The 25,170-nt window shown below is 72.2% G+C and carries 21 protein-coding genes and 3 tRNA genes; 14 read left to right on the top strand and 10 right to left on the bottom strand.

What is annotated here, in order from left to right; all coding sequences use genetic code 11:
• The first annotated feature begins 6 nt into the window (after positions 1-6).
• Genes ACH34S_RS21995 through ACH34S_RS21985 form a run of 3 tightly spaced genes read left to right on the top strand, consistent with a single transcriptional unit; the run spans position 7 to position 2,433 of the window.
• Positions 7-663, top strand: coding sequence for a response regulator transcription factor (locus ACH34S_RS21995; RefSeq protein WP_395954593.1), 657 nt, complete (start codon positions 7-9; stop codon positions 661-663).
• Complete coding sequence (locus tag ACH34S_RS21990) at positions 660-1,913, top strand: sensor histidine kinase (RefSeq protein ID WP_395954592.1); 1,254 nt, start codon at positions 660-662, stop codon at positions 1,911-1,913. The genes ACH34S_RS21995 and ACH34S_RS21990 overlap by 4 nt, the downstream gene beginning before the upstream one ends.
• 10 nt (positions 1,914-1,923) lie before the next feature.
• Positions 1,924-2,433, top strand: a complete 510-nt coding sequence (locus tag ACH34S_RS21985; RefSeq protein ID WP_395954591.1) for a DUF664 domain-containing protein — start codon at positions 1,924-1,926, stop codon at positions 2,431-2,433.
• 9 nt (positions 2,434-2,442) lie between these two features.
• Here the strand turns inward: ACH34S_RS21985 and ACH34S_RS21980 are convergent, their stop codons facing one another.
• The 5 genes from ACH34S_RS21980 to ACH34S_RS21960 all read right to left on the bottom strand — a co-directional run bounded on the left by ACH34S_RS21980 (position 2,443) and on the right by ACH34S_RS21960 (position 8,494).
• On the bottom strand, positions 2,443-3,795 hold the full coding sequence (locus ACH34S_RS21980; protein WP_395954590.1) for a glycosyltransferase family 4 protein: 1,353 nt from the start codon (positions 3,793-3,795) through the stop codon (positions 2,443-2,445).
• 63 nt (positions 3,796-3,858) lie between these two features.
• Positions 3,859-5,055: an Ig-like domain-containing protein gene (locus ACH34S_RS21975; RefSeq protein WP_395954589.1), complete on the bottom strand. Its 1,197-nt coding sequence runs from the start codon at positions 5,053-5,055 to the stop codon at positions 3,859-3,861.
• Between the two features lie 162 nt (positions 5,056-5,217).
• Entirely contained in the window at positions 5,218-6,390 is a 1,173-nt protein-coding gene (locus tag ACH34S_RS21970) for an Ig-like domain-containing protein (RefSeq protein ID WP_395954588.1), read from the bottom strand.
• Between the two features lie 168 nt (positions 6,391-6,558).
• On the bottom strand, positions 6,559-7,380 hold the full coding sequence (locus ACH34S_RS21965; RefSeq protein WP_395954587.1) for a VC0807 family protein: 822 nt from the start codon (positions 7,378-7,380) through the stop codon (positions 6,559-6,561).
• Positions 7,381-7,564: 184 nt separating this feature from the next.
• Positions 7,565-8,494, bottom strand: a complete 930-nt coding sequence (locus ACH34S_RS21960) for a LysR family transcriptional regulator (protein WP_395954586.1) — start codon at positions 8,492-8,494, stop codon at positions 7,565-7,567.
• Positions 8,495-8,635: 141 nt separating this feature from the next.
• Between ACH34S_RS21960 and ACH34S_RS21955 the strand changes: the two genes are divergently transcribed.
• Positions 8,636-9,973 (top strand): pyridoxal phosphate-dependent aminotransferase, encoded by a 1,338-nt coding sequence (locus ACH34S_RS21955; RefSeq protein WP_395954585.1) that lies wholly within the window; start codon positions 8,636-8,638, stop codon positions 9,971-9,973.
• Positions 9,974-10,048: 75 nt separating this feature from the next.
• Here the strand turns inward: ACH34S_RS21955 and ACH34S_RS21950 are convergent.
• From ACH34S_RS21950 to ACH34S_RS21940, 3 genes are all read right to left on the bottom strand, one after another.
• A tRNA-Ser gene (locus tag ACH34S_RS21950) sits at positions 10,049-10,133 on the bottom strand.
• Between the two features lie 54 nt (positions 10,134-10,187).
• Positions 10,188-10,258 (bottom strand) — tRNA-Ala (locus tag ACH34S_RS21945).
• A 15-nt stretch (positions 10,259-10,273) separates the two neighbouring features.
• Positions 10,274-10,345 (bottom strand) — tRNA-Trp (locus tag ACH34S_RS21940).
• A 334-nt stretch (positions 10,346-10,679) separates the two neighbouring features.
• On the opposite strand from ACH34S_RS21940, the gene ACH34S_RS21935 reads away from it, so the two are divergent.
• Both ACH34S_RS21935 and ACH34S_RS21930 read left to right on the top strand, forming a co-directional pair.
• A complete protein-coding gene (locus ACH34S_RS21935) occupies positions 10,680-11,219 on the top strand; it encodes a hypothetical protein (RefSeq protein ID WP_395954584.1) in 540 nt (179 codons plus the stop codon).
• Between the two features lie 255 nt (positions 11,220-11,474).
• The gene (locus ACH34S_RS21930) at positions 11,475-12,032 is read left to right on the top strand and encodes a CGNR zinc finger domain-containing protein (protein WP_395954583.1); all 558 of its coding nucleotides are present in this window, start codon (positions 11,475-11,477) and stop codon (positions 12,030-12,032) included.
• Positions 12,033-12,235: 203 nt separating this feature from the next.
• Here the strand turns inward: ACH34S_RS21930 and folP are convergent, their stop codons facing one another.
• Complete coding sequence (gene folP / locus ACH34S_RS21925; RefSeq protein ID WP_395954581.1) at positions 12,236-13,072, bottom strand: dihydropteroate synthase; 837 nt, start codon at positions 13,070-13,072, stop codon at positions 12,236-12,238.
• Positions 13,073-13,290: 218 nt separating this feature from the next.
• Here folP and ACH34S_RS21920 point away from each other — a divergent pair, with 218 nt between their 5' ends.
• The 5 genes from ACH34S_RS21920 to ACH34S_RS21900 all read left to right on the top strand — a co-directional run bounded on the left by ACH34S_RS21920 (position 13,291) and on the right by ACH34S_RS21900 (position 18,851).
• Complete coding sequence (locus ACH34S_RS21920; RefSeq protein ID WP_395955077.1) at positions 13,291-14,325, top strand: GDP-mannose 4,6-dehydratase; 1,035 nt, start codon at positions 13,291-13,293, stop codon at positions 14,323-14,325.
• 83 nt (positions 14,326-14,408) lie between these two features.
• On the top strand, positions 14,409-14,672 hold the full coding sequence (locus tag ACH34S_RS21915; RefSeq protein ID WP_395954580.1) for a ubiquitin carboxyl-terminal hydrolase 14: 264 nt from the start codon (positions 14,409-14,411) through the stop codon (positions 14,670-14,672).
• Positions 14,672-16,219 carry an MFS transporter gene (locus ACH34S_RS21910; RefSeq protein ID WP_395954578.1) on the top strand — a complete coding sequence of 516 codons (1,548 nt, stop codon included), beginning with the start codon at positions 14,672-14,674 and terminating at the stop codon, positions 16,217-16,219. The genes ACH34S_RS21915 and ACH34S_RS21910 overlap by 1 nt, the downstream gene beginning before the upstream one ends.
• 83 nt (positions 16,220-16,302) lie before the next feature.
• Entirely contained in the window at positions 16,303-17,175 is an 873-nt protein-coding gene (locus ACH34S_RS21905) for a LysR family transcriptional regulator (RefSeq protein ID WP_395954577.1), read from the top strand.
• Between the two features lie 80 nt (positions 17,176-17,255).
• Positions 17,256-18,851 (top strand): Na+/H+ antiporter, encoded by a 1,596-nt coding sequence (locus ACH34S_RS21900; protein ID WP_395954576.1) that lies wholly within the window; start codon positions 17,256-17,258, stop codon positions 18,849-18,851.
• Between the two features lie 89 nt (positions 18,852-18,940).
• Here the strand turns inward: ACH34S_RS21900 and ACH34S_RS21895 are convergent, their stop codons facing one another.
• Positions 18,941-19,855 (bottom strand): Lrp/AsnC family transcriptional regulator, encoded by a 915-nt coding sequence (locus tag ACH34S_RS21895; RefSeq protein ID WP_395954575.1) that lies wholly within the window; start codon positions 19,853-19,855, stop codon positions 18,941-18,943.
• Positions 19,856-20,537: 682 nt separating this feature from the next.
• On the opposite strand from ACH34S_RS21895, the gene ACH34S_RS21890 reads away from it, so the two are divergent.
• The 3 genes from ACH34S_RS21890 to ACH34S_RS21880 all read left to right on the top strand — a co-directional run bounded on the left by ACH34S_RS21890 (position 20,538) and on the right by ACH34S_RS21880 (position 25,142).
• Positions 20,538-21,974, top strand: a complete 1,437-nt coding sequence (locus ACH34S_RS21890; protein ID WP_395954574.1) for a GuaB1 family IMP dehydrogenase-related protein — start codon at positions 20,538-20,540, stop codon at positions 21,972-21,974.
• 128 nt (positions 21,975-22,102) lie between these two features.
• Entirely contained in the window at positions 22,103-23,560 is a 1,458-nt protein-coding gene (locus ACH34S_RS21885) for an LCP family protein (protein ID WP_395954573.1), read from the top strand.
• 109 nt (positions 23,561-23,669) lie between these two features.
• Positions 23,670-25,142, top strand: a complete 1,473-nt coding sequence (locus tag ACH34S_RS21880) for an LCP family protein (RefSeq protein WP_395954572.1) — start codon at positions 23,670-23,672, stop codon at positions 25,140-25,142.
• Positions 25,143-25,170: the final 28 nt, after the last annotated feature.

Below are 25,170 nucleotides of genomic sequence, written 5' to 3'. Positions count from 1 at the left end.
GCACGGGTGCGGGTTCTGATCGCCGAGGACGAGCGGATGCTCGCGGACTCGATCGCCGACGGGCTCAGGTCCGAGGCCCTGGCCGTGGACGTGGTCTACGACGGCGACGCCGCGCTGGAGCGGCTCGGCGTGAACGACTACGACGTGCTGATCCTCGACCGCGACCTGCCCGTCGTGCACGGCGACGACGTGTGCCGCGCGGTGGTGGAGTCGGGCGCGCTCGTCCGGGTGCTGATGCTCACCGCCGCCGTGACCGTCCCGGCGCGGGTCGACGGGCTGCGGCTCGGCGCCGACGACTACCTGACCAAGCCGTTCGCGTTCGAGGAGCTGGTGGCGCGGGTCCAGGCGCTCGGCCGCCGGGCCCGCCCGGCGGCCCCGCCGACGCTGGAGCGCGCCGGGATCCGGCTCGACCCGTCCCGCCGGGAGGTCGTCCGCGACGGGCGGTACGTGCACCTGGCGCGCAAGGAGTTCGGGCTGCTCGCCGAGCTGCTCCGCGCGGACGGGGCGATCGTGTCGGCCGAGCTGCTGCTGGAGAAGGTGTGGGACGAGCACACCGACCCGTTCACCAACACGGTCCGGGTGACGCTGATGAAGCTGCGCCGCAAGCTCGGCGATCCCCCGGTCATCGAGACCGTCCCGGGAACGGGGTACCGGATCCCATGACCTTCACCGAACGGCTGCGGCCGACGATCAGGATGCGGCTCACGCTGCTGTACACGGGCCTGTTCATCGGCGCCGGCGTCCTCCTGCTGGGCCTGACCTACTTCCTGGTGAAGAACAACCTCGACAACCAGGCCGTCCCGAAGGCGGCCCGGATGCTCGACGGCACCTCGAAGGCCCCGCTGCCGCCGCCGGAACAGGGCGTGGAGGCCACCGACCGGAGCGTCGAGGTCGCGATGGTCAGGGTCCGCGACGACTACCAGCGCAAGACGCTCAACGCGCTGCTGACGCAGGGCGGCATCGCCCTCGGGCTGGTGGGCGCGGCCGGGATCGGGTTCGGCTGGCTGCTCGCCGACCGGGCGCTGCGGCCCGTCCACAAGATCACCGAGACGGCGGGGCGGGTGGCGCGCAGCCACGACCTCACCGAGCGGATCGGGTACGAGGGGCCCCGCGACGACGTCAAGGAGCTCGCCGACACCTTCGACACGATGCTCGGCCGGCTGGCGCGGGCGTTCGACGGCCAGCGGCGGTTCGTCGCGAACGCCTCGCACGAGCTGCGCACCCCGCTCGCGATCAACCGGACGCTCATCGACGTGGCCGTGCGCCGCCCCGACGCGACCGGCGACGTCAAGCGGCTCGGCGAGTCGCTGCTGGTGGTGAACGGGCGGCACGAGCGGCTCATCGACGGGCTGCTCACCCTCGCCGGCACCGAGGGCGTGGCGGTCGACGCGGGCCCGCTCGACCTGGCCGACGTCGCGGGCCACGTCCTCGACCAGGCGGCGCGCGAGGCGCGCGAGCGCGGGCTGACGCCGCGGCGCGACCTCGGCCGGGCCGTCACCTCCGGCGATCCCGTGCTCGTCGAGCGGCTGGTGCAGAACCTGGTGGAGAACGCGGTGCGGCACAACCGCGACGGCGGTGCGCTGTCGGTCACGACGCGGAGCCGGGACGGCTGGGCGGAGGTCGTGGTGTCCAACACCGGGCCCGTCGTGCCCGGCTACGAGGTCGAGACGATCTTCGAGCCGTTCCGGCGGCTCGGCAACGACCGGCTGCGCTCGGACCGCGGGTCCGGGCTGGGGCTGTCGATCGTCCGCGCGACGGCGAGCGCCCACGGCGGGACGGTGACGGCCGTGCCGCGCCCCGGCGGCGGCCTCGACGTCACCGTCCGCCTCCCCTCCCGGGCCCCGGTCCCCGTCCTCGGCGCCTCCGTGGAGCCCGCCGCGCGGCACGTGAATGCGGTGCCGGGACCGGGGTAGCGTCTGATCAATGACCAGTGCGCTCCTTCTCACCGACGCGTTCGACCGCATCCGGCAGCAGGTCGCCGAGACGGCCGGCGGGCTCACCGCCGACCAGCTCGCCTACCGCGTCGACGACGACGCCAACTCGATCGCGTGGCTGATCTGGCACCTCACCCGCGTCCAGGACGACCACATCTCCGACGTCGCGGGCACCGCCCAGGCGTGGACGGACGGCGGCTGGGCCGGCCGGTTCGGCCTGCCGCTCGACCCGTCCGACACCGGCTACGGCCACACCTCCGAGCAGGTCGCGTCGGTGCGGGTCGGCTCGCCGGATCTGCTGATCGGCTACCACGAGGCGGTGTACGCCGCCACGGCCGACTATGTGGCCTCGGTGACCGACGCCGACCTGGAACGCATCGTCGACCGTGCGTGGGATCCGCCCGTCACGCTGGGCGTGCGGCTGGTCAGCGTGATCTCCGACTCGCTGCAGCACGCGGGTCAGGCGGCGTTCGTCCGCGGCATCCTCCAGCGCGCTTGAGGCGGGCAGTCAGCGGTCGCTGCCGGAGACGCTCAGATCGGTGCCGTCCGCGACCGGCCCGGCGTCCCGCGACGCCCTGGCGGACGGATGGAAGCCGGACAGCAGCCGCGACCACTGCGGCCCGATGCGCTCCAGGTCGTGGGCGCGCGCGGACACGACCGCCTGCTCGCCGAGCCGATCGCGCAGACCGCGGTCGGCGATCAGCTCGCGGAGCGCGGCGGTGAACGCGCCCGCGTCCCCGTTCGGGACGAGCAGCCCGTCGCGGCCGTGCTCGATCAGCTCGGCGGGGCCGTGCGGGCAGTCGAACGACACGACCGCCAGCCCCATCCCCATCGCCTCGATGATCACCATCGGCATGCCCTCGCGGCGCGAGGTCAGCGCGTAGATCGACACGCGGGCCATCTCGCCGTGCAGGTCGCGGGTGACGGGACGCAGCTCGACCCGCCCGGCGAGGCCCAGCTCGGTGATCAGCGCGTCGAGTTCGTCGCGGCGCACGCCGCGGCCGAAGATCCGCAGCGTCCAGTCGGGCTGCTCGGCGGCGATCGGCGCGAACGCGCGGATGAGCGTGTCGAAGCCCTTGTTGGCGACGAGCCGCCCGGCGGCCAGCACGACCTTGTCCTCGCGCCGGGACGGGCGCCCGGGCAGCGGCGGCGCGGCGTTCGGGATCCGCACGACGCGGACACCGCTACCGGCGAGGGCCTTCGCGTACCCGGCGCGGGCGGCCTCGGTCAGGGCGGTGACGACGGTCAGCCGCCGGTACCCGCGGACGACCTGCCGGTGCAGCGCGGGCCGGTAGGAGTCCAGGCTCATGTGGTCCTGCCCGATCGTCACGGCGCCGCGCGGCGCGAGCTCGGCCGCGAGGAGGTTCAGGGACGGCCGGGTGCCGATGACGACGTCGGCCGGCGAGCGGTACAGGGCGCGCAGGAGACAGACGTCCGTCCACATGCTCATGAGGCGGAAGGACGCCTCGTCCACCGGCGTCAGGACGCTCGGCAGCCGGGCCAGGAGCCGGGCCGCCCTGCCCTTGGGCACGAACCGGTCGTCAGCGTAGGTGACCGTCGCGCCGAGCGGGACCGCGAAGAACGGGCGCCTGCTGCGCCGCAGCGCGCTGACGATCTCGATGTCGTGGTCACGGGTCAGGTGCCCGCACAGGTTCAGCACGGTGCGGATCGTCCCGCCCGTCCCGTGCGCGTTCTGGAGCAGGACGCGGACACGGAGCCGCTCGCCAGGGCCCGGGACACTCCCCCTGCGCCGCCAGCGCAGCGGGCGCAGGGACCACAGCGCCACGCGGCGCATGACGCGATGCACCGCGCGGCGCAGACGGCGCCTGAGTCTCGGCGGACGGCCCTTTAAATCGCTCACCCGATTCCCCATCGCGGACGACGGCTTTGTCGGGCTTGTTCCCCTAGACGCGGAACGTCAACATCATCCCGTGGTCACGGGGCGGTCGAGGGCGCCGCCCTTGACCCACTTGCTCCACGACATCTGGTAGAAGCTCCAGCCGTTCCACGCGTCGAGCCCGCGCTTGCTGCCGGTGATGATCACCGGGTCGCCGCGGTAGGAGAAGTTGTAGAACCACTGGGCGTCCTTGGGCGGGGAGTTGATGCAGCCGTGGCTCACGTTTTGGCGGCCCTGCGCCCAGACCGTGCCGGCCATCGAGTGGATGTACTCGCCGCTGTTGGAGATCCGCACCGCGTGCGGGATGACCTCGCGGTACCCGCCGTTCTTCTTGTCCTTCGGGTCGACGCCCATCCACTCCGACGTCATGATCGCCGGATTTTCCTTGCCCATGGTGAGGTGGATGCCGCTGGTGGTGAGGTAGGTGTCGACGCCGTTGACGACGCGGCCGCCCTTGCCGGCGCTGATGGGCCAGGTCCGCACGACGCGGCCGTTCTTCTTGACGACGGCCTTCTTCTTCTTGGTGCTGATGGTGACGATGTGCGAGTCGCCGATGCGGAACTTGCGGGAGAAGTCGTCCACGCCGTAGGTCTTCTTGCCCGACTTCACGCCGGACAGCTTCGCCGAGAACGTGACGTTCTGGTTGGGCTGCCAGTACTCGCCGTTCTTCGTCCGGAAGATCACCGTGGTGTCGTTCGCCCAGTGCCACGCGCCGGTGGCGGGCTTGGCCGACTTGACGTCCAGGACCTTCTCCACGGCCTTCTTGTCGTCGACCGGGCGGTTGAAGACGACCTGGATCGGCATGCCGACGCCGACCTTCTCGCCCTTGCCGGGGGTGACGTCGAGGATGTCGAGCTCCTTCGCCGCCTTGAGGGTGGCGAAGGCGGCGTTGACCGTGGCGGTCTTGCCCTGCGGGCTCCTGGCGATGGCGGTGACCTGGTACGAGGAGCCGGGCCGGAGCGTGCGCGACTTCCAGCTGGCCTTGTCGGCGGCCATCTCGCCGTCGACCGGCTTGCCCTTGAACGTGACCGTGACCTGCTCGAGGGTGCCGCCCGCGGCGGTCACCACGACGCCGTCCTCCGGCTCGGCCTTCTTGTTGCCGTCGCCGGGGCTGATCGTCACCTGTGGAGCGCCCGCGTCGGCCTTCTCGCCGACGGTGACGCCGCCCTCCTTCTCTCCCCCGCTGCACGCCGCCGTCGTGAGCAGCAGCACGATCCCCGCCATCCCCGCACCAGCCCGAACCCCTGCGGAAATCCTCCGCTGCACTGCGACCTCCCGAACCCGCCGTCTACCAGGGAGACAATAACGACAAAAACCGAGGATCATGTCATGACCCGGGGTTTTGGCGGGCGTCCGAGATCAAAGCGTTGCATGGGGCGGGACGGGTCACCGCAGCGCGCTGCCCTGCGCCCACTTGTCGAAGGACAGCTGCCAGAAGCTCCAGCCGTTCATCGGCTCGACCTCGCGGTCGGTTCCGGTCAGCTCGATCACGTCGCCGCGCTGCATGGTGTCGTAGTACCACTTGGCGTTGGCGGGGCTGACGTTCAGGCAGCCGTGGCTGACGTTCGCCGAGCCCTGCGAGCCGACCGACCACGGCGCCGAGTGGACGTACTCGCCGCTGTTGGAGAAGCGGACCGCGTGGTTGACGACCGTCTTGTAGTAGCCGGGGTCGCCTTCCTTGCGGCCCGGGGACGTCATCGTGACGGGGTTGCCCTTCTCCATCAGCAGGTGGACGCCGCTGGTGGTGGTGAACTCCCGCGTCTGGCCGTTGCCGGCGCTGAACGGGATGGTCCGCAGCTTCTTGCCGTCGCGGGTGACCGTCATGTGGTGGTCGCCGATGTCACCCTTGGTGATCTGGGCGGCACCGATGGTGAGGGTGGCCTGCTCGTCCTCGGCGCCGTAGACGCCGCCGCCCGCGTTCACCCCGGCGAGGCTCGCGTGGAACCGGACGGTCTGGTGCGGCTGCCAGTACGTCTTCGTCCGGTAGATGACCTGGTCGGCGGCGACCCAGTTCCACGCGCCCTCGACCGGCCTGTCCGGGGTGACGCGCAGCGCCCGCTCCACGGCGGCCTTGTCGGTGACCGGGCGGTCGAACCGGACCATGATCGGCATGCCGACGCCGACCTTCTCGCCCTTGAGGTTCGGCGTGACGTCGGTGATCGAGAGCGTCTTGTCCGCCTTGAGGGTGGTGAACGCACTGGTCGCGGTGCGGGTCTTGCCGTCGTCGCTCGCCTGCGCGGTGACCGTGTAGGACGTGCCCGGCGTCATCGTCCGGTTGGAGCGCCAGGTCTTGTGCCCGCCGCCGAACGTCCCGGTGATGGTGGCGCCCTCGCCCTGGACGGTGACCTTCTGCAGTTTGCCGTCGGCGGCCTTGACCTCGATCGTCCCGTCCGGCCTGACCTGGGCGGTCCCGTTGGCCGGCGTGATCGTCACGGCGTCGGCCGAGTTCCCCGAGGCCAGCTTTCCCTCCTCGCCGGCCATGCAGCCGGCCGCGAGCAGCGCCAACGCGCCCGCGCCGCCGGTCAGCGCCACCCGCATGCCCCGCCCACCGTGAGTCACGACAAACTCCCCCAAACCCCGTGAATTCACCCCAAGTTGGTGAATGTACCTGTGAAGGGAGACGCCGCGAACCGCCCGGAAGTTCGGCCCGCCGGGCGGGAGAATCGCTGCTCAGCCGGTATGGATCAGTCAGAACCGGTCAAAGTGGAACCGGTCGGGTCGATCCGGTCAGGCGGCCGAGGGCTCGCGGTTGACGTGGCGGACGACGCGCCTGAAGCCCCACACCGAGACGGCGACGCCGATCGCGCCCAGCCCGGCGACGATGCCGGTGCGGAACCACAGGTACATGCCGATCGACTGGTTGAACAGCATCCACAGGCTGACGGCGACGTTCGTGAACAGGACCATCGACCACAGCAGCGAGATGCGCAGGAAGAACTGGTGCACCCTGGCGTGCTTGAGGAACGCCTCGGGGATCGGCGCCATGTCCCTGGCCAGCTTCATGGCCAGGGGCCGTCCGAGCGGGACGGAGGCGAGGAACGACATGCTGACGATCAGCGTGCCGAGCGTCGGCTGCAGGAAGTAGATGACCGCGCTGCCCGTGGCGGCGGCCGTGGCCGCGCGGACGGTCACGCCGACCGCGGCCAGCAGCAGCATCCCCGACACCGGGTGGCCGCGCAGGAACCGGTAGGCGATGCCGCCGTACACCCACGCGACGGCGGCGATGAGCGCCCCGTTCAGCCCCAGCAGGGTCAGCGCGGCGTAGAACACCGCGACGGGCGCGATCACCCCTTCGACGAAGCGTGGGAGCGCGTGCATGAGCAGCGCCGTCACCCGTGGCAGCTCGAAGACGTGGTGCCCTTCGGGGGCGGCGTCCTTCGCGAAGGCGGCGTGCGCGCCGCCCTCGCCCGGAACCCCGGGCGCGTCGGCGGCCTGTGCCGCCGGCGCGGGGGTCTCCGCCGCCTGGAAGGCCGCGGCGGGAGGTTTCGCCGGTCGATCCATCGAGCGCTGTGCTCCCCGATCGGTGTCCATGGAGTCGGTCGTGGTCACGATTCGCACCACCGTACGTGAAGTTCGGCACGCGTCTGTCCGTTTTCGAGTGATCCGGTCCGCGTGCTCGCGGTCTCCCATTGGTTCGGATTCGCCGTGCGTCCGGTGCGGGCGGCGGCCGGATGCGGCCGGCGTTGAACCTGCGTGACCCAGGTCTCACTTCCGACGGTAGCCGGTGGTCCGCTCACCCCTCAGGCGGGGCCGGCTGAACGTCGCGAGCCGCTCTGTGGACGGCCCTGAGGGTCTCCGCCACCGACGGCCGGCGGACGCTCGCGGCCCTGGTCACGGCGTAGACCTCGCGGGCCAGCGTGCATTCCGGGATGCGCCGGACGGCCACGCCCTGATCACCGGCGGCGAGCGCCAGCGCGGGCACCGCGGTGATCCCGATGCCGCGCGCCACCAGGCTGAGGATCGTGTGCAGGCCCTCGAACTCCCACGGGACGGGACGGGCCCCGCCAACGGTGTCCATGAGCCGCTCCAGGGCCTGCCGGGACGGCTCCCCGGGCGGCGCGGCCATCCACGGCTCGTCCCTGAGCTGCTGCAGGTCGACCGGCCGCTCCGGATCCGACATCCGGTGCCCGGCCGGGACGACCAGCACCAGCGGGTCGCGGAGCAGGCGGAAGAACTTCAGCGCGGCGGGCGACTGCTCGGGGACCTTGCCCGTCCAGTCGTCGATGAGCGCGATGTCGACCTCGCCGTTCTGCACCTGCCGGATGCCGTCGCCGGGCCGGGTCTGCCGCAGCACGAACGTCAGGCCGGGATGCTCGCCGAGGCTCTGCGCCAGCGCGGGCGCGAACGCGACGGCCGCGGTGGGGAACGCGGTGACCACGACCCGGCCCATGGGCGTCTCGGAGTGCGCCGACAGCTCCGCCTCGGCGGTCTCCACGAGGCCGAGGATCTCCTCGGCGCGGTCGGCGAGACGGCGCCCGGCGTCGGTCAGCTCGGCGCTGCGGGCGGTGCGGTCCAGCAGCGGCACGCCGCCGGCCTCGCGTTCGAGCGCGGCCAGCTGCTGGGAGACGGCCGAAGGCGTGTAGCCGAGGGCGGCGGCGGTCGCGGCGATGCTGCCACGGCGGCCGAATTCGGCGAGAAGCCGCAGGCGGCGGAGTTCGAGCATCAGATCAGCTTACTGTCACCATCGATGAGACTCGCTTGTAATGATGCTAATCGGGGGAAAGGATGAGATCGAACCCGGCCGGGTCGTCCAGGGGGACTCCGCTCTCACCCACCGCTGATCTCGCATGCCCATGGAGCGTTCATGCCTGCCCAGAAAGAGTCCGAACCCGTCCGGCCGCTACCTTTCGCGCCGCGTCCCGTCGCCCTCTCGGCGACGCTCGCGGTGAACGAGGCGATCGCCCGCAAGCGCAGGGAGGGCGTGCGCGTCCTGCCGCTCGGCTTCGGGGAGGCCGGGATCCCCATCCACCCGGCCCTGACCCGCGAGCTCGGCGCCGCCGCGGGACGGGGCGGCTACGGGCCGGTCGCCGGATCGGCCGCGCTCCGCGGCGCCGCGGCCGGGTACTGGGCACGGCGCGGGCTGCCCACCGACCCGTCCATGATCGTCGCGGGGCCCGGCAGCAAGCCGCTGCTGTACGCGTTGCTGACCTCGATCGGCGGCGACGTCGTCGTGGCGTCGCCGAGCTGGGTGAGCTACGCGGCGCAGGCGTCGCTGGTCGGCGCCGAGCCGATCCGCGTCGCCACGCCGCGCGGCGAGGGCGGCGTGCCGAGCCCGGCGCTCCTGGCCGATGCCGTGGTGCGGGCCCGCGCGCGGGGACGCGAGGTGCGGGCCGTGGTGGTGACGCTTCCGGACAACCCGACGGGGACGATCGCGTCCGAGGAGACCGTCCGGCGGCTGTGCACGGTGGCGCGCGAGCACGGACTGGTGATCATCTCGGACGAGATCTACCGCGATCTGGTGCACGAGCCCGGCCGGAAGATCCCGAGCCCGGCCCTGTACGCGCCGGAGCGGACCGTGGTGACGACCGCGCTGAGCAAGAACCTGGCGGCGGGCGGCTGGCGGCTCGGCGTCGCGCGGCTGCCGGAGGGCCCGTTCGGCCGCGCGCTGCGCGACAGCCTGCTGGGCGTGGCGAGCGAGATGTGGTCCAGCGCGCCCGCGCCGATGCAGCACGCGGCCGCGTACGCGTTCGCCGAGCCGCCCGAGCTGGTGGAGCACGTCGACCGCAGCAGGCGGCTGCACGCCGCGATCACGGGGGCGGTCGCGGACCGGTTCGCCGCTGCGGGAGCCCGCGTCACGCGTCCGGAGGCCGCGTTCTACGTCTACCCGGACTTCGGCCCGGTCCGCGACAGGCTGCTTGAGAACCACGGCGTCGAGACGGCGGCCGACCTCACAGACCTGCTATTGGAACGTTACGGAGTCGGCGTCCTGCCTGGCAGTTCGTTCGGGGACGCCCCGTCTGCGCTGCGGATGCGGGTGGCGCCGAGCCAGCTCTACGGCGACGACGACGAGCAGCGCCTCGCGGCCCTGGCCTCGCCGAACCCGGCGGGCCTGCCGTGGATCGCGGACGCCCTGGACCGCCTCAGCGACGTGCTCGCCGACCTCGCCGAGACGATCACCGCCGGAGAGCCTGTGCCCGCCTGAGCGAAGCGAACCGGGGGGCGTGGGGGGTCGTCCCCCCACAGAGACACGCCTGAGCCTGAATTCCGTTACGAATTGCGGAGGGTAAGGGAGTCGAACCCCTTCGAGTGTCACCTCGACGTCAGTTTTCGAAACTGCTGCCTTACCGTTCGGCCAACCCTCCAGAGACACGCCGCGGGCCGTCTTCCGCGAGACGGCCCGCGGCGCCTGACGTGAGTGGACCAGCAGGGAGTCGAACCCTGATCGCCTCCTTGCAAAGGAGGTGTGCTTCCGTTACACCACAAGCCCATCGTCCGTGCTCAGCAGGGGCGGTAGGAGTCGAACCCACTTTCCGCCGGATTTGGAGACCGGCCGCCTAACCGGTGGCTCACCCCTTCGTGCTTTGTCGCAATCGTTCGACGTGTTCAATGATGCGGAGGCTCCCTGGCGGACACAAAGTATTTTCTCCGTAAAGGCTCGGATGCGCACCGTCATCACCCCGTGATGGTGCGCTGATGGGCGCCGCCCCGGGACGACCGGCGCCTATAAGCGTGGTGTAAGGTCCAACGACGCGCGGGGCGAACGTCGCGAATCGGCCGGGGGCAGGTCAATGGGACGCCCAGTCCGCCCTGCCCGTGGTAAACCCGAGACAAGGCACGAAGTCACGCGAGTGATGAAGAAGGCGAGGGGGCCCGCCATGAGGCATGCACGGGATGGCGCTGCCGCGGCGATGAGCGCCGCCTCGAGGATTCTCGTCGCGCGGGGCAAGAACGAGCCGCAGGAGATGGAGAACCCGGACGTCGCGTGGGGCCAGCGCGCCCGCGACGGCGTGTGGGTGCCGACCAAGGACGGGCAGCGCATCCACCTCGGCATCGACGTGGCCGCCGCCGACACCCTCGCGCAGGTCCTGCGGCCGAGCCTGCGGGTGTTCGTGGGCGTGCACGTCGACACCGACATCGTCGCGCAGACCACCGCGAGCGGGGTCCGGCTGCTCACGGTGATCCACGGCCCGGACGCCCCCTCGGAGTTCCGGTTCCCGGTGTCCCTCGCCGACGGGCTGGCGCTGGAGTCGATGCCGTCGGGCGGGTACGACGTCGTCCACCTGCGCTACGGCGCGACCGTCGGCCGGCTCTACAGCCCGTGGGCGAGCGACTCGATGTTCCGGCAGGTGAAGGCCGACTACACCCTTGAGGGGACGGCCGTCACGATGCGCGTCCAGCACACCGACGCCTACTACCCGGTCGTCGCCGACCCGAACTACGAGCGCTGACCGCCCGGCCTCCACACGGCCCGCCCCGGCCGCACCGGTTGCACCACCTCCAGGCGTCAGGACCTGTCCTCTTTCCCCGTTGTGCTCCCGCCCGAAATGCGGGACCGTACGCGCCGCATCACGGGGTGCGCATGGACGTGCCGGATTCTCGTCATATGGTTGTGCACCACGGGCCGCGTCCCCGGCCCCGGCGGCACGGTCTCCTGCGGTGCGGCCGGGCACACGACCGCCCCGGGTCCCGAGACTGGAGCCATCGTGATCTTCACCCATGACACCGAGCACGCGCTCGCCGTCGTCGTCGACCTGATCAACACCGGCCCGGCGGCGTCCGGGGCCGAGGACCTCGCCGGGCTGCCCGGCCTGCACGCCTTCGTGGACCGCAACGACTTCAGCGACATCGGCGAGCTGGACGGCGCCGACCTCGCCCGCGCGCTGGACCTGCGCGAGCGGTTCCACGCCGTGTTCCGCGCCGCGGACGTCCCGGCCGCCGTCCGGCAGATCAACGCGATCGTCGGCGAGGTCCGCACCACCCCGCACCTGACCGACCACGACGGCTACAGCTGGCACGTGCACTACTTCGCGCCGGGCGCGCCGCTCGGCGAGCACCTCGCCGCCGACTGCGGGATGGCGCTGGCGCACGTGGTCGCGGCCGGCGAACTGGACCGGCTGCGCACCTGCGAGGCACCCGGCTGCTCACGCGTCCTGGTGGACCTGTCCCGCAACCGCTGCCGCCGCTACTGCGACAGCCGAACCTGCGGAAACCGCATGCACGTCGCCGCCTACCGGGCCCGCCGCCGCGAGGTCGCGCACTAGTTTTATTGCTTTTTTCTCCTCCTTCGGGCCCTGGGGGCCCTCCATCGTCGAAAAAAGCGCGCGATCGCTGCATCGCTTCGTCTCGCCTGGCGGCTCGCTTCGCGATCAGGTTTCTCGCAAGCTCGAAACCTGCCTTCGGACGCGATCGCAGGCGTTGAGGTCGTTGCGGGGTTGCGGTGGTGGCTGAGGTCGCCGAGGTCAGGTCAGGACGTCACGGTGGTCACGGCGGCGAGGGCCTGGCGGGCGGCCTTGACGTCGTGGACGCGGAAGACGCGGGCGCCGAGCAGGGCGGAGACGCCGAGGACGGCCATGGTGCCGACGCCGCGCTTGTCGACGGGGCGGCCGAGGGTCTCGCCGATGAAGTCCTTGTTGGACACCGCGACCAGGACCGGCCAGCCGGTCGCGGTCAGCTCGCCGAGCCGCCGGGTGATCTCCAGTGACTGGCGGGTGTTCTTGCCGAAGTCGTGGGCGGGGTCGATGAGGATCGCGTCCCGGCGGACGCCGAGCGCCGCTGCGCGCTTGGCCTCGGTGGTGACGTGGGCGATGACGTCGCTGACGACGTCGTCGTAGGCAATGCGGTGCGGGCGGGTGCGCGGGGCGAGGGCCCCGGCGTGCGCGCAGACGAGGCCGATGCCGTGGCCGGCGGCGACCTCGGCCAGCCGCGGGTCAGGCCCGCCCCAGGTGTCGTTCAGCAGGTCCGCGCCCGCCCGCGCGACGGCCTCGCCGACCTCGGCCCGCCAGGTGTCGACGCTGATCACGACGCCCGGATGCCGTTCCCGGACGGCGGCGACGAGCCCGACGACGCGGCGCAGCTCCTCGGCGACGCCGACGTCCTCGCCGGGGCCGGCCTTCACACCGCCGATGTCGACGATGTCGGCGCCCTCCGCGACCGCGCGGTCGACGGCGGCGAGCGCGGCGTCGAAGCCGTAGGTGGCGCCCTTGTCGAAGAACGAGTCCGGCGTGCGGTTCACCACGGCCATGATCGCGTGCGGGCCGAGTTCGCGCCCGTTCAGCCGCAGCGGCGTCTCTGGAGGGCTCATGATGGTCTCACCGTGGCACATCGGCGGCGGACCGTCGAACGAAGCTCGTCACTCGAATGGTGGGGGGCGGCCGCTGGAGGACGGTAAACAGAAGCGAATTCGGTTCAAAGGGCGCCCTCCCTCGTCAGCGTCGCGGCAAGGTCGCTAACCTCATATTTCACGTCCACCAAGGGTTCACCCGTGGTGGACGGCATCGGACCTAATCCATGGAGGATCCGCTGTCCAGGCGAGCACTCATCACCGGTATCACCGGACAGGACGGCTCGTATCTGGCCGAGCATCTGCTCGCGCTGGGGTACGAGGTCTGGGGCCTGGTGCGGGGGCAGGCGAACCCCCATGTGTCGCGGCTGCGCAAGCACATCGGCGATGTGCGGATCACCACCGGCGACCTGCTCGACCAGGGCAGCCTGATCTCGGCGGTGGAGCACGTCCAGCCGGACGAGGTCTACAACCTGGGCGCGATCTCCTACGTGCCGATGTCGTGGCAGCAGGCCGAGCTGACCGCCGAGGTCACCGGGATGGGCGTGCTGCGGACGCTGGAGGCGATCCGGGTCGTGTCGGGCATCAGCCCGTCCCGGACGCCGGACGGCGAGCAGATCCGCTTCTACCAGGCGTCGTCGTCGGAGATGTTCGGGATGGTCCGGGAGACGCCGCAGACCGAGGCGACGCCGTTCCATCCGCGCAGCCCGTACGGGGTGGCGAAGACCTACGGGCACTACATCACGCAGAACTACCGCGAGTCGTACGGGATGTTCGCGGTCAGCGGGATCCTGTTCAACCACGAGTCGCCGCGCCGGGGCGCCGAGTTCGTCACCCGGAAGGTGTCGCTCGGCGCGGCCCGAATCAAGCTGGGCCTGGCCACCGAGCTGCGGCTGGGGAACCTGGACGCGCGCCGCGACTGGGGCTTCGCGGGCGACTACGCGCGCGCGATGCGGCTGATGCTGGCGCAGGACGCCCCGGAGGACTTCGTCATCGGGACGGGCCACACCCAGTCGGTGCGGGAGCTGGTGGAGTTCGCGTTCCGCACGGCGGGCCTCAACTGGGAGGACCACGTCGTCCTAGACGCGAGGTACACGCGCCCGGCCGAGGTCGACCTGCTGTGCGCCGACCCGAAGCGGGCCCGCGAGCAGCTCGGCTGGGAGCCCGCGGTGACGTTCGAGGAGCTCGTCACGATGATGGTCGAGTCGGACCTGCGGCTGCTGTCGGAGTCGGCCCGCCCCGAGGACGAGCCCTTCAGCCCCGACCATTGGTGATCCCCGGGGACGAAGATCATCGGTGATCCCCCGGACCCGGCTCATTGGTGATGCCGTGACCGGGGCCGTGGCACGATTCAGGTATGGCCACTTGCGAACATGTGCAGAGCCTCCCGGTGGAGGACCCGTCGCCGAACACCCCGCAGGGATGCGAGGAATGCCTGGCGGAGGGCACCAGGTGGGTCCATCTGCGGCTCTGCCTGGGCTGCGGGCACGTGGGCTGCTGCGACTCCTCGCCCATGAGGCACGCCACCGCGCACTTCAACAAGGAAGGGCACCCGATCGTCCGCTCGTTCGAGCCGGGCGAGGACTGGCGCTGGTGCTTCGTCGATGAACTGATCGTCTGATGCCCGACGTGCGGCTGGGCACCGGGCCGGGCCGCTGGATCCTGCTGGCGACGGTGCTCGGGTCGAGCGTGGCGATGCTCGACTCCACGGTCGTGAACGTCGCGCTGCCGAGGCTGGCGCGCGACCTGGACGCCGACATGGCCGGGCTGCAGTGGACGGTGAACGCCTACACGCTGACGCTCGCCGGGTTCATCCTGCTCGGCGGCTCGCTCGGCGACCGGTACGGGCGGCGGCGGATCTTCCTGGTCGGCGTCGTGTGGTTCGCGATCGCGTCGGTGCTGTGCGGCCTGGCGATGAACATCGAGATGCTGATCGTGTCGCGGGCGTTGCAGGGCGTGGGCGGGGCGCTGCTCACCCCGGGCTCGCTGGCGATCATCCAGGCGTCGTTCAGCGCCGACGACCGGCCGCGCGCGGTCGGGGCCTGGTCGGGGCTCGGCGGCGTGGCGGGCGCGATCGGGCCGTTCGCGGGCGGCTGGCTGGTGGAGGCGGCCGGGTGGCGGTGGGTGTTCCTGCTGAACGTGCCGCTGACGGCCGTGGTGGTGCTGGTCGCGGTCCGGCACGTCCCGGAGAGCGTCGACCCGGAGGCGCACGGGCGCTTCGACGTGCTCGGCGCGGCGCTGGCGGCGCTCGCGCTGGCCGGGACGACGTACGCGCTGACCGAGGCGCCGGGCGGCAACGCGCCCCCGATGGTCATCGTGGCCACGGCCGCGGCGGGCGTCGCGGGAGCGGTCGCGTTCGTGATGGTCGAGAGGATCCGCGGCAGAGGCGGCGGGGGACGCGCCGGGCGGGAGGCGCCGCGCCCGATGCTCCCCCTGGACGTGTTCGCCTCCCGGCAGTTCACCGCCATCAACGTCATCACGTTCATCATGTACGGCGGGATGGGCGTGATGTTCTTCCTGTTCGTGCTGAACCTCCAGGTCGTCGGAGGGTTCTCGCCGATCGCGGCGGGCACCGCGCTGCTGCCGGTCACGGTGCTGATGCTGCTGCTGTCGGCGCGGGCGGGCGCGCTCGCGCAGAAGATCGGCCCGCGGCTGCCGATGACGGCCGGGCTGGTCGTGGCGGCGGTGGGCATGCTGCTCGTCGGCCGGATCGACGCGGACTCCTCGTACGTGCGCGACGTCCTGCCCGCCGTGGTCGTGTTCGGGCTGGGCCTGGCGGCGGTGGTCGCGCCGCTCACCGCGACCGTCCTGGCCACGGCGGACGTCAACCACGCGGGCGTGGCCAGCGGCGTCAACAACGCGGTGGCGCGGGCGGCGGGGCTGCTGACGGTGGCGGCGATCCCGCCGCTGGCCGGGCTGACCGGCGCCGCCTACGACGACCCGGCCGAGTTCTCGCACGGGTTCCGGCTCGCGATGATCGTGTGCGCCGCGATGCTCGCCGCCGGGGCGGCGCTGAGCTTCCTGACGGTCGACGACGGCGCCCTCCGCACCCCGTCCGGGAAGGCCGTCGAGCCGGAGTGCACCAGCCACTGCGGGGTCGGCGCGCCGCAGCTGCAGCCCGAGCCGGAGCCCGCCGCCGCCAAGGCCACCGGGAACCCGCCCGCTTGATCACCAGGTCGGATCGCGTCCAATCTCGGTCCGATTCCGGCTATGTCCAAGACCGAATGGGTTGGTTGGCATACGGTCGGTGCATGAATCTGCGGCAGCTGCGCTATGTCGTGGCGACCGCCGACCACGGCACGATGACGTCGGCGGCCCAGGCTCTCTACGTGGCCCAGCCCGCGCTCTCGCGGGCCGTCCGCGAGCTGGAGCGCGAGCTCGGCGTCGAGCTGTTCCAGCGCTCCGGCCGCGGCGTGGCCCTCACCGAGGTCGGCGAGCAGGTGGTCCGCAAGGCCAGGGTCGCGCTGGACGCCGTCGACGCGATCGAGGGCCTGGCGGTGACCCGGTCCAACGGGCGCGGCGCCGACCTGCGCATCGCCGTCACCGCGACGCTGGAGCCGGAGCTGACCGGCCGGCTCCTGCCCCGCTTCGCCCGCGACCAGCCGGCCGTCCGCGTCCGGGTGATCCGCTGCGAGGACCGCGACGGCGTCGCGGCGGCGCTGCGCGCGGGCCGCGCCGACCTCGCGCTCACCGACCTGCCCGTGCCCGGCGACATGACCGCGCATCCGTTCGAGCAGCGTGAGGTCGTGCTGATCTCGCCGCCGGCGCTGAAGATGCGCGAGCCGGTGCCGGTGCACGCGCTGGACGGGATGCGGCTGGTGCTGCCCGCCCGCGGCAGCGCCCGCCGCGCCGAGATCGACACCGTGCTGCGCCGGGTCGGCGCCACCCCGGTCGCCGCGGTGGAGTCCGACGAGCGCGGCGCGTGGATCGGCTGGGTCCGCGCCGGGATGGGCTCGCTGCTGTGGTACCGCAACCAGATCGACGACACCGAGGGCGTGACCGTCCGGTCGTTCATGCCGCCGATCACCCGGATGACCGGGATCGTCCACGCGCACCGCAAGCTGCCGCCCGCCGCCCGCGACTTCCTCACCTTCGCCAAGGACACCGGCCGCGACGCCCACTGACCGTACTTCCGGGGGTCTGGGGGGTCGTCCCCCCAGAGGGGATACAAGCCCTGGGAAGGGCGCGTGCGATCATTCGGCGAGTGGAGACGACGCACGCACTCTGGCTGCTGGCCGTTCCGGTCACCGCCCTGGTCGTGGCCGCGGGAGCGCGGCGCGCCGGGGTCTCGGCGCCGCTCGTCCTGGTGATCGCGGGCCTGGCCGTCGCGTTCGTGCCCGGGGTCCCGGAGTTCGAGCTCGACCCGGAGATCGCGCTGTATGTGTTCCTGCCGCCGCTGCTGTTCGCCGCGGCCTGGAAGAGCTCCTACGCGGGGCTGCGCGAGAACGCCTGGTCGATCGGGTTCCTGTCGGTCGGGCTGGTGCTGTTCACCACGTTCGCCGTAGGGTACGCGGCGTACCTGCTGGTCCCCGATCTGCCGCTGGCGGCGGCGTTCGTGCTCGGCGCGATCGTGGCGCCGCCGGACGCGGTCGCGGCGGTCAGCGTCGCGCAGCGCCTCGGCCTGCCGCGCCGGACGGTGACGATCCTGGTCGGCGAGAGCCTGTTCAACGACGCGACGGCGCTGACGGCGTTCCGCGTCGCGCTGATCGCGGCGACCGGCGCGGGCTTCACGCTGCTGGACGGCGTGTGGCGGTTCCTGTTCGCCGCCGCGGCCGGCGCCGCCGTCGGGCTGCTGCTCGGGCCGCCGCTGCACTGGCTGCGGACGCGGCTGAACGATCCGCTGGTGGAGAACGGCGTCGCGGTCGTGACGCCGTTCGCCGCGTACCTGATCGCCGAGAGCGTGCACGCGTCCGGGGTCATCGCGGTGGTGGTCAGCGGGCTGTACCTGGGGCACCGGGCGACCGAGTCGGCGGCGGCGAGCCGGCTGATCGGGCATTCGTTCTGGAAGGTCGTCGTCTTCATCCTGGAGTCGGTGGTGTTCCTGCTGATCGGCCTGCAGCTGCCGCCGGTGATCGACGGGCTGGCCGGGCGGAGCGTGCCGGAGCTGGCCTGGTGGGCGCTGGCGATCTTCGCGGTGACGGTCGTCGCGCGGTTCGTGTGGGTGTTCCCCGCCTCCTACATCCCGCGGCTGCTGTCCAAGCGGCAGCGCGAGCGCGAGGACCCGGGGTGGCGCGGCCGGACGATCGCGTCGTGGGCGGGCATGCGCGGCGTGGTGTCCCTGGCCGCCGCGTTCGCGATCCCGTTCGCGACCGCCTCGGACGAGCCGTTCCCCGGCCGCGACCTGATCCTGTTCCTCACGTTCACGACCGTCCTCGGGACGCTGCTCGTGCAGGGGGTGACGTTCCCGCCGCTGATCCGCGCGCTCGGCGTCGCCAGTGACCGCGAGCGGTACGCCGACACCGTCGCGGAGGCGGGCGCGCAGCACGCCGCCGCGCGGGCGGCGCTGGAGCGCCTGGACGAGCTGACCGCCGGTCAGGACCTGGACTCCGACGTCGTGGAGCGGCTCCGGCAGCTCGCCGAGCACCGGCAGCTGCGCGCGTGGGAACGGCTCGGCGGCGGGACGGGCCCGGAAGGCGAGGAGGTGCCGACGGCGACGTACCGGCGGCTGCGGCGGGAGATGCTCGCGGCGGAGCGGCGGGTGTTCGTCCAGATGCGGGACGAGCGCCGCATCGACGACGAGGTCCTCACCCGCGTCATGCACGAGCTGGACCTGGAGGAGGCCGCGCTCCACCGCGAGTAGACCCCGCGCGGAGCGGGGCAGGCGGCCGAGCCCGTGTCCCCGGCCACGACTGGGCGCCGTAGCCGGGGCGACAAGGTGAGGCGGTGGTGTCAGGCCGACCCGTTGAGGGGTTGCTCGGGCAGCTCGACCGTGTAGGACTCCTTGACCACGTCCAGGTGGTGCCAGGACTCCCGGACCGTCACGCCGGGCACGGACCGGATGGCGTCCAGCACGGCGACCAGCTCGCTGCGCGAGGCCGCCTCGGCCTGCCCGACGATGTCGTAGCGGCCGAAGCCGGTCGCCAGGTAGCGGATGCCGTCCTGCGCGGCGACCGCGTCGGCGGCCTTCCGCAGCCCGCCGGTGACCACCAGCCCGAACCCGCCGAGCTCGGCCGCGCCGAGGGCCAGCGGATCGGCCAGGCCGGTGACCTGGATGACGCCCGAGCGCATCAGCCGGACCACCCGGGCGCGGGTGGCGGCCTGCGACAGGCCGATGATGTGCGCGAGACGGGTGTAAGGGGCGCGCCCGTCGCGCTGCAGCTCCTGCAGGAGCCGCCAGTCGATGCCGTCGAGGGTGACCTCGCCGAGCTCGCGCACCACCGCGTGCGTGTCGCGCACGGTGGCCACCGACCGGAACACCTCCGCCGCGCGGACGCCGGGGACGGACCTGAGCTGGTCCACCTCGGCGGCGAGCGCGGCGTCGTCGCGGGTGCGCACCTGCGCGACCAGGTCGTACGGGCCGGCGGTCAGGGCGGCGAAGCTGACGGCGGGCCGCTCGGCGACGGCAGCGGCGACCTCCCGCGCGGAGCCGTCCACGGTGACCGAGAGGTGCCCGACCGCCTCGGCGCCGACGACGGCGGCGTGCACGATGCCGACGACGCGGACGACCTGCGTCTCGAGAAGGTGCTGCACCCGTGCCCGCACGGCCGTGCGGGAAAGCCCGACGCGGTCGGCGAGCGCCTGGAACGTCGCCCTGCCATCCCGCTGGAGCTCGCGGACGAGCACGGCGTCGACCGCATCCAGCACGGCTGTCCTCCTCGACATGTGATGGAGATGAATCGGTTTGTCGACAACTGCAAGATCATTCCATTTCAGGACGGTATAACGTCAAATATTGATCTTGCTCGTGTTCACCGCGCCCGGCGGCCGTCGAAGCGTCTGCGGCGGGTTGCGCGCGGCGCCGTTTCCGGCGCCGGATAATCCCGTCCGAAAGCACAACGCGGCCGGCTCACAACGCGCACCGGGCGCGGCGGGGAGCGGCGGCGGGCGCGCACGGTGGCAAGGCTCGCTCCGCTGATCGCTCCGTTGATCACTGCGCGGATCGGTTCGCGGATCAGTTCGCGGATCACTGTGCCGATCGCCGCGCGGCCAGGACGGCGGCCCGCGGCGCGGGCGAGCGCGGCTGACCGGGTCCACGTGCGTGACCTGCATGCGCTCTCCCGGTGTTCTGCTGTCACGCCCCTACGGCGGTTCCGCCGTCCGCGTGAGGCACATGTAAGAAAAGTGCATCGAGGGCGCAGTTACGTCAAGAGGTAACTTTACAGAGAGCCAAGCCTCACGTTGCACCGTTTTCACCACGTCGCGAAGTTCGCTTCGATCAGCCTGCCGTAAGGGGACGGTGCGCGGCGTGTCCGGAGCACGGCCGGGTATGGCCGACAATGTACGGTGGCCCAGCCACCCTGACCCGCGATTGGTGTGTAGTACAGCCGTGCGCCTGCTGAACGGTGAGCATTCCGCTCACGACCTCACCTATAACGACGTCTTCATGGTCCCGCGCCGCTCGTCGGTCGGGTCCCGCCTGGAGGTCGACCTGTCCACCGTGGACGGGAGCGGGACGACCATCCCGCTCGTGGTGGCCAACATGACGGCCGTCTCGGGCCGCCGGATGGCCGAGACCGTCGCGCGGCGCGGCGCCCTCGCGATCCTGCCGCAGGACATCCCGGTGGAGGTCGTCGCCGAGGTGATCGGCTGGGTCAAGACACGCGACCTGGTCGTCGACACCGCGATCCGGCTCGGCCCCTCCAGCACGGCCGGGGACGCGCTCGCGCTGCTGCCCAAGCGCGCCCACAACGCCGTGATCGTCGTCGAGGACGACCGTCCCGTCGGCGTCGTCACCGAGGCCGACTGCCAGGGCGTCGACCGGTTCGCGCAGCTGCGCGACATCATGTCCCGCGACCTGGTCACGGTGCCGGACGGCGTCGACCCGCGCGAGGCCTTCGACCGGCTGCACGAGCGCGGGCACCGCCTCGCGCCGGTCGTGGACGCCTCCGGGCGGCTCGCGGGCGTCCTCACCCGCACCGGCGCGCTGCGCGCCACGCTCTACAAGCCCGCCGTCGACGGCGCCGGACGGCTGCGCATCGGCGCAGCCGTGGGCGTGAACGGCGACGTCGCGGGCAAGGCGAAGGCGCTGCTGGAGGCGGGCGCCGACCTGCTCGTCGTCGACACCGCGCACGGCCACCAGGACAAGATGATCAGCGCGCTGGCGGCCGTCCGGTCGCTCGACCCCGCCGTCCCGGTGGTGGCCGGGAACGTCGTGACGGCCGAGGGCACCCGCGATCTGATCGAGGCGGGCGCCGACATCGTCAAGGTCGGCGTGGGCCCGGGCGCGATGTGCACGACGCGGATGATGACCGGGGTCGGACGGCCGCAGTTCTCCGCCGTCCTGGAGTGCGCCGCCGAGGCGCGGCGGCTGGGGCGGCACGTGTGGGCGGACGGCGGCGTCCGGCACCCCCGCGACGTGGCGCTGGCGCTCGCGGCCGGGGCGGCGAACGTGATGGTCGGGTCCTGGTTCGCCGGCACCTACGAGTCGCCGGGCGACCTGCAGCGCACCGCCGACGGGCGGCCGTACAAGGAGAGCTTCGGGATGGCGTCCGCGCGGGCGGTGCGGCTGCGCACCGCCGACGACTCGCCGTTCGACCGGGCCCGCAAGGCGCTGTTCGAGGAGGGCATCTCCACGTCCCGGATGTACCTGGACCCGCAGCGCCCCGGCGTGGAGGACCTGATCGACTCGATCGTGGCGGGCCTGCGCAGCTCGTGCACCTACGCGGGCGCCCGGACGCTGGAGGAGTTCCACGAGCGGGCGACCGTCGGGGTCCAGGGGTCGTCGGGCTTCGTCGAAGGCATGCCGCTGTCCAGCAGTTGGTGAAGGCTTCCCCATGATCAGCGTGGCATTCGCGACACGCCGCCTTCGCCGCTGATCTTTCCCCGCTCTGACCTGCACGCTTTTAGCAGTGGGGCGGAGAAGGGGGTCTTCGTCCCCGAAGGGGGCGGAGCATGGCCGATGTCCGGCTGGAGCAGGACGCACAGCACGAGAAGGACCCACAGCACGAGAAGCTCGCACAGCACACACCGGACGCAGAGCACGAGCCGGACGGACGGCACGAGCGGGACGCCGCGCTGCGGGGCCTGGTCCAGGCGCTGCTGATCGCCGCGGTGTCCCCGGCGCTGCCGGGCATCGCGCACCTGCGGGCGGGACGGGTCCGGCTCGGCGCGGCGCTGGTGTTCGCGCAGGCGCTGCTGATCACGGGCGCCGCGACCGCCGCGGGCGAGGGCAGATCGCTGTTCCTGGAGCTGTCGGTGCGGCCCGGCTGGCTGCTGGCGGTGGCGGCCGGCGCGGTCGTGCTGGCCGGGCTGTGGACGGCGCTGATCGTCCACTCCTACGCGGTGCTGGTCCCGGACGGCCTGTCACCGCTGTGGCGGCTGGCCGGGGGCACCTCGGTGTCGGTGCTGTGCCTGCTCGTCGTCGTCCCGCCGCTGACCGTCGCGCACTACGGGTACCTGCAGCGCGACCTGGTCGACAGCCTGTTCACCGAGGGCGCGGCGGGCGGCCCGGCCGCGCGGGCGGGCGCACCGGCGGCGGGCTCCCCCGGCCTGTGGGCGGGGACGCCGCGCCTCAACGTGCTGCTCATCGGCGGCGACGCCGACGTGGGCCGCCCTGGCGTCCGCACCGACAGCATGACGCTGGCCAGCATCGACACCAGGACGGGCGACACGCTGCTGATGAGCCTGCCGCGCAACCTCCAGCGCGTGCCGGTGTGGTCGGGCGAGAAGCGGGTCCCGTTCGCGCCCGAGCGGCTGCTGAACGAGGTGTACGAGCACGGCACCGGGAACCCCTCCGTGCTGGCGGGCGGCGGGCACGTCCGCAATCCGGGCGCGGAGCTGCTGAAGCGAACGGTCACCCACATCCTCGGGCAGCCCGTTGCGTACTACGCGATGGTGGACATGCGGAGCTTCCGGCAGATCGTGGACGCGGTCGGCGGCGTCCGGGTCTGCGTGGCGGGCGCCGTGCCCGTCCCCCGGCAGCAGGTGCCCTCGGGGGTGCTGAGGCCGGGCTGCCGCAAGCTCAGCGGGCGGGAGGCCCTCTGGTACGGGCGGTCCCGGACGGGCAGCAGCGACTACGCCCGCATGAGCCGCCAGAAATGCCTGATGTGGGCGCTGGCCCGGCAGGCGGGGCCGCTGACCGTGCTGCGCAGCTTCCAGCGCCTCACCGAGGTCTTCAAATACTCCGTCAACACCGACCTGCCGCAGCGATTGCTCCCGGCCCTCGTCGGCCTCGCCGCGAAGATCAGGACCGCCGAGATCACCAGCCTGCAGTTCGTGCCGCCGGTCATCTCGACCGGGCGGCCGGACTATCCGCAGATCAGGAGGATGGCGGCGCGGGCCGTGCGGGACTCCGGCGCGGGCGCCCAGAGCGCGGAAGGGCTGCACATCCTGAGCAACGACTGCACCTGACGCCACGCCGGTATGCCAGAGGCCGTCTCCTACGCAACCTTTGCCCGGTTCCGAGCGTCCTTAAAGTGAGCCGGGGCTTAATCCGGCGTGGGCGGGAATCGGAGCGTACATGGGATCGGCGAGGCGGCGCGCCCGGACGGGGGACGCGGATCGTGCGTCCGGCGGCGGGGGGCTGGCCCGCGCGCTGGCGCTGACGCTCGCATCAGCCCTGGTCTGGGGGGTGGCGCACTTCGTCACCGGCCGCCGCGCCGCCGGCGGCGTGCTGCTGGCCCTCTACCTGGTGGTCGTCGTCGCGTTCGCGGGCGCCGCCACCGTCTACCGCTCCGAGCTGCCGACGCTCGCCGTCCAGCCGGACATGCTGCAGCGGCTGACCGCCGCGCTCGTCGCGCTCGGCCTGCTGTGGATGGTCGTCGTGGTCTGGTCCTATCTGGTGCTGCGGCCCGTCCGGATGACGAACGCCGCCCGCACGCTGGGCGTGTCCTCGGTGGCCGTGATGTGCCTCGCCGTCGCCGTCCCCGCGGCCTGGTCGGCGCACAAGAGCTATGTCGCCAGGGACGCGCTGACCAGCATCTTCCGCACCGGCACCGAGAACGGCAGGCAGGTCGACGCCGACGACCCGTTCGACGGGCAGCCGCGCGTCAACATCCTGCTCATCGGCGGTGACGCCGCCGAGAACCGCACCGGTGTGCGCACCGACAGCATGACCGTCGCCAGCGTCGACACCAAGACCGGCGACACGGTGCTGCTGAGCCTGCCCCGCAACCTGGAGAACGTCCCGTTCCCGCCGGGCCCGGCCCGCGACCGGTTCCCCTACGGCTTCACCGGCGACGGCGCGGGGACGCCGGGCCTGCTGAACGAGGTGTACCAGTACGCCGAGGAGCACCCGGACGTGGTGCCCGGCGTCCCGAAGAACCACCGCGGCCCCGAGCTGCTGAAGGCCACCATCGCCGGTGTGCTCGGCCTGCGCGTCGACTACTACATCCTCGTCGACATGTTCGGGTTCGCCGACATCGTCGACGCGATGGGCGGCGTCACGATGAAGGTCGACCAGCCGATCCCGTACGGGCTGGAGGGTGCCGTGCTGGAGCCCGGCCACCGGAAGCTGTCGGGCAAGGAGGCCCTTTGGTACGGGCGGTCGCGCACCAACAGCAGCGACTACGTCCGGATGGGCCGGCAGAAGTGCCTGATGCGCGCGATCGCCGAGCAGGCCGACCCGCAGACCGTCCTGACCAGCTTCGACAAGCTCGCCGCCGCGGCGAAGCGGACCCTGTCGACCGACATCCCGCAGGAGCTGCTGCCCGCGCTGGTGAAGCTGTCCAACAGGGTCAAGGACGGCGCGAAGATCAACAGCCTGCAGTTCGTGCCGCCGCTGATCTACACCGGCAGCCCCGACTTCGACCTGATCCGCAAGCTGACGTCCGAGGCGATCAACAGCGATCCCCGCCAGGTGAGCAGCCATCCGACCACGACCGCGAGCGCGTCGCCCGGGGCGACGCCGTCCGCGACGGAAGATCCGGACGGCGGCGGGACGCCGAAGGTCCCCAGCAAGCCGGTCTCCCTCGATTCCAGCTGCCCCAAGTGATCCCCCCGCCGGGGGCGCGGCGGGCGAC

Source organism: Actinomadura sp. 3N508 (genome assembly GCF_044326375.1).
Classification (GTDB): Bacteria; Actinomycetota; Actinomycetes; order Streptosporangiales; family Streptosporangiaceae; genus Spirillospora.
The sequence above is the reverse complement of the archived record's forward strand: the minus strand, read 5'-3'. Positions and strand labels throughout refer to the sequence as shown.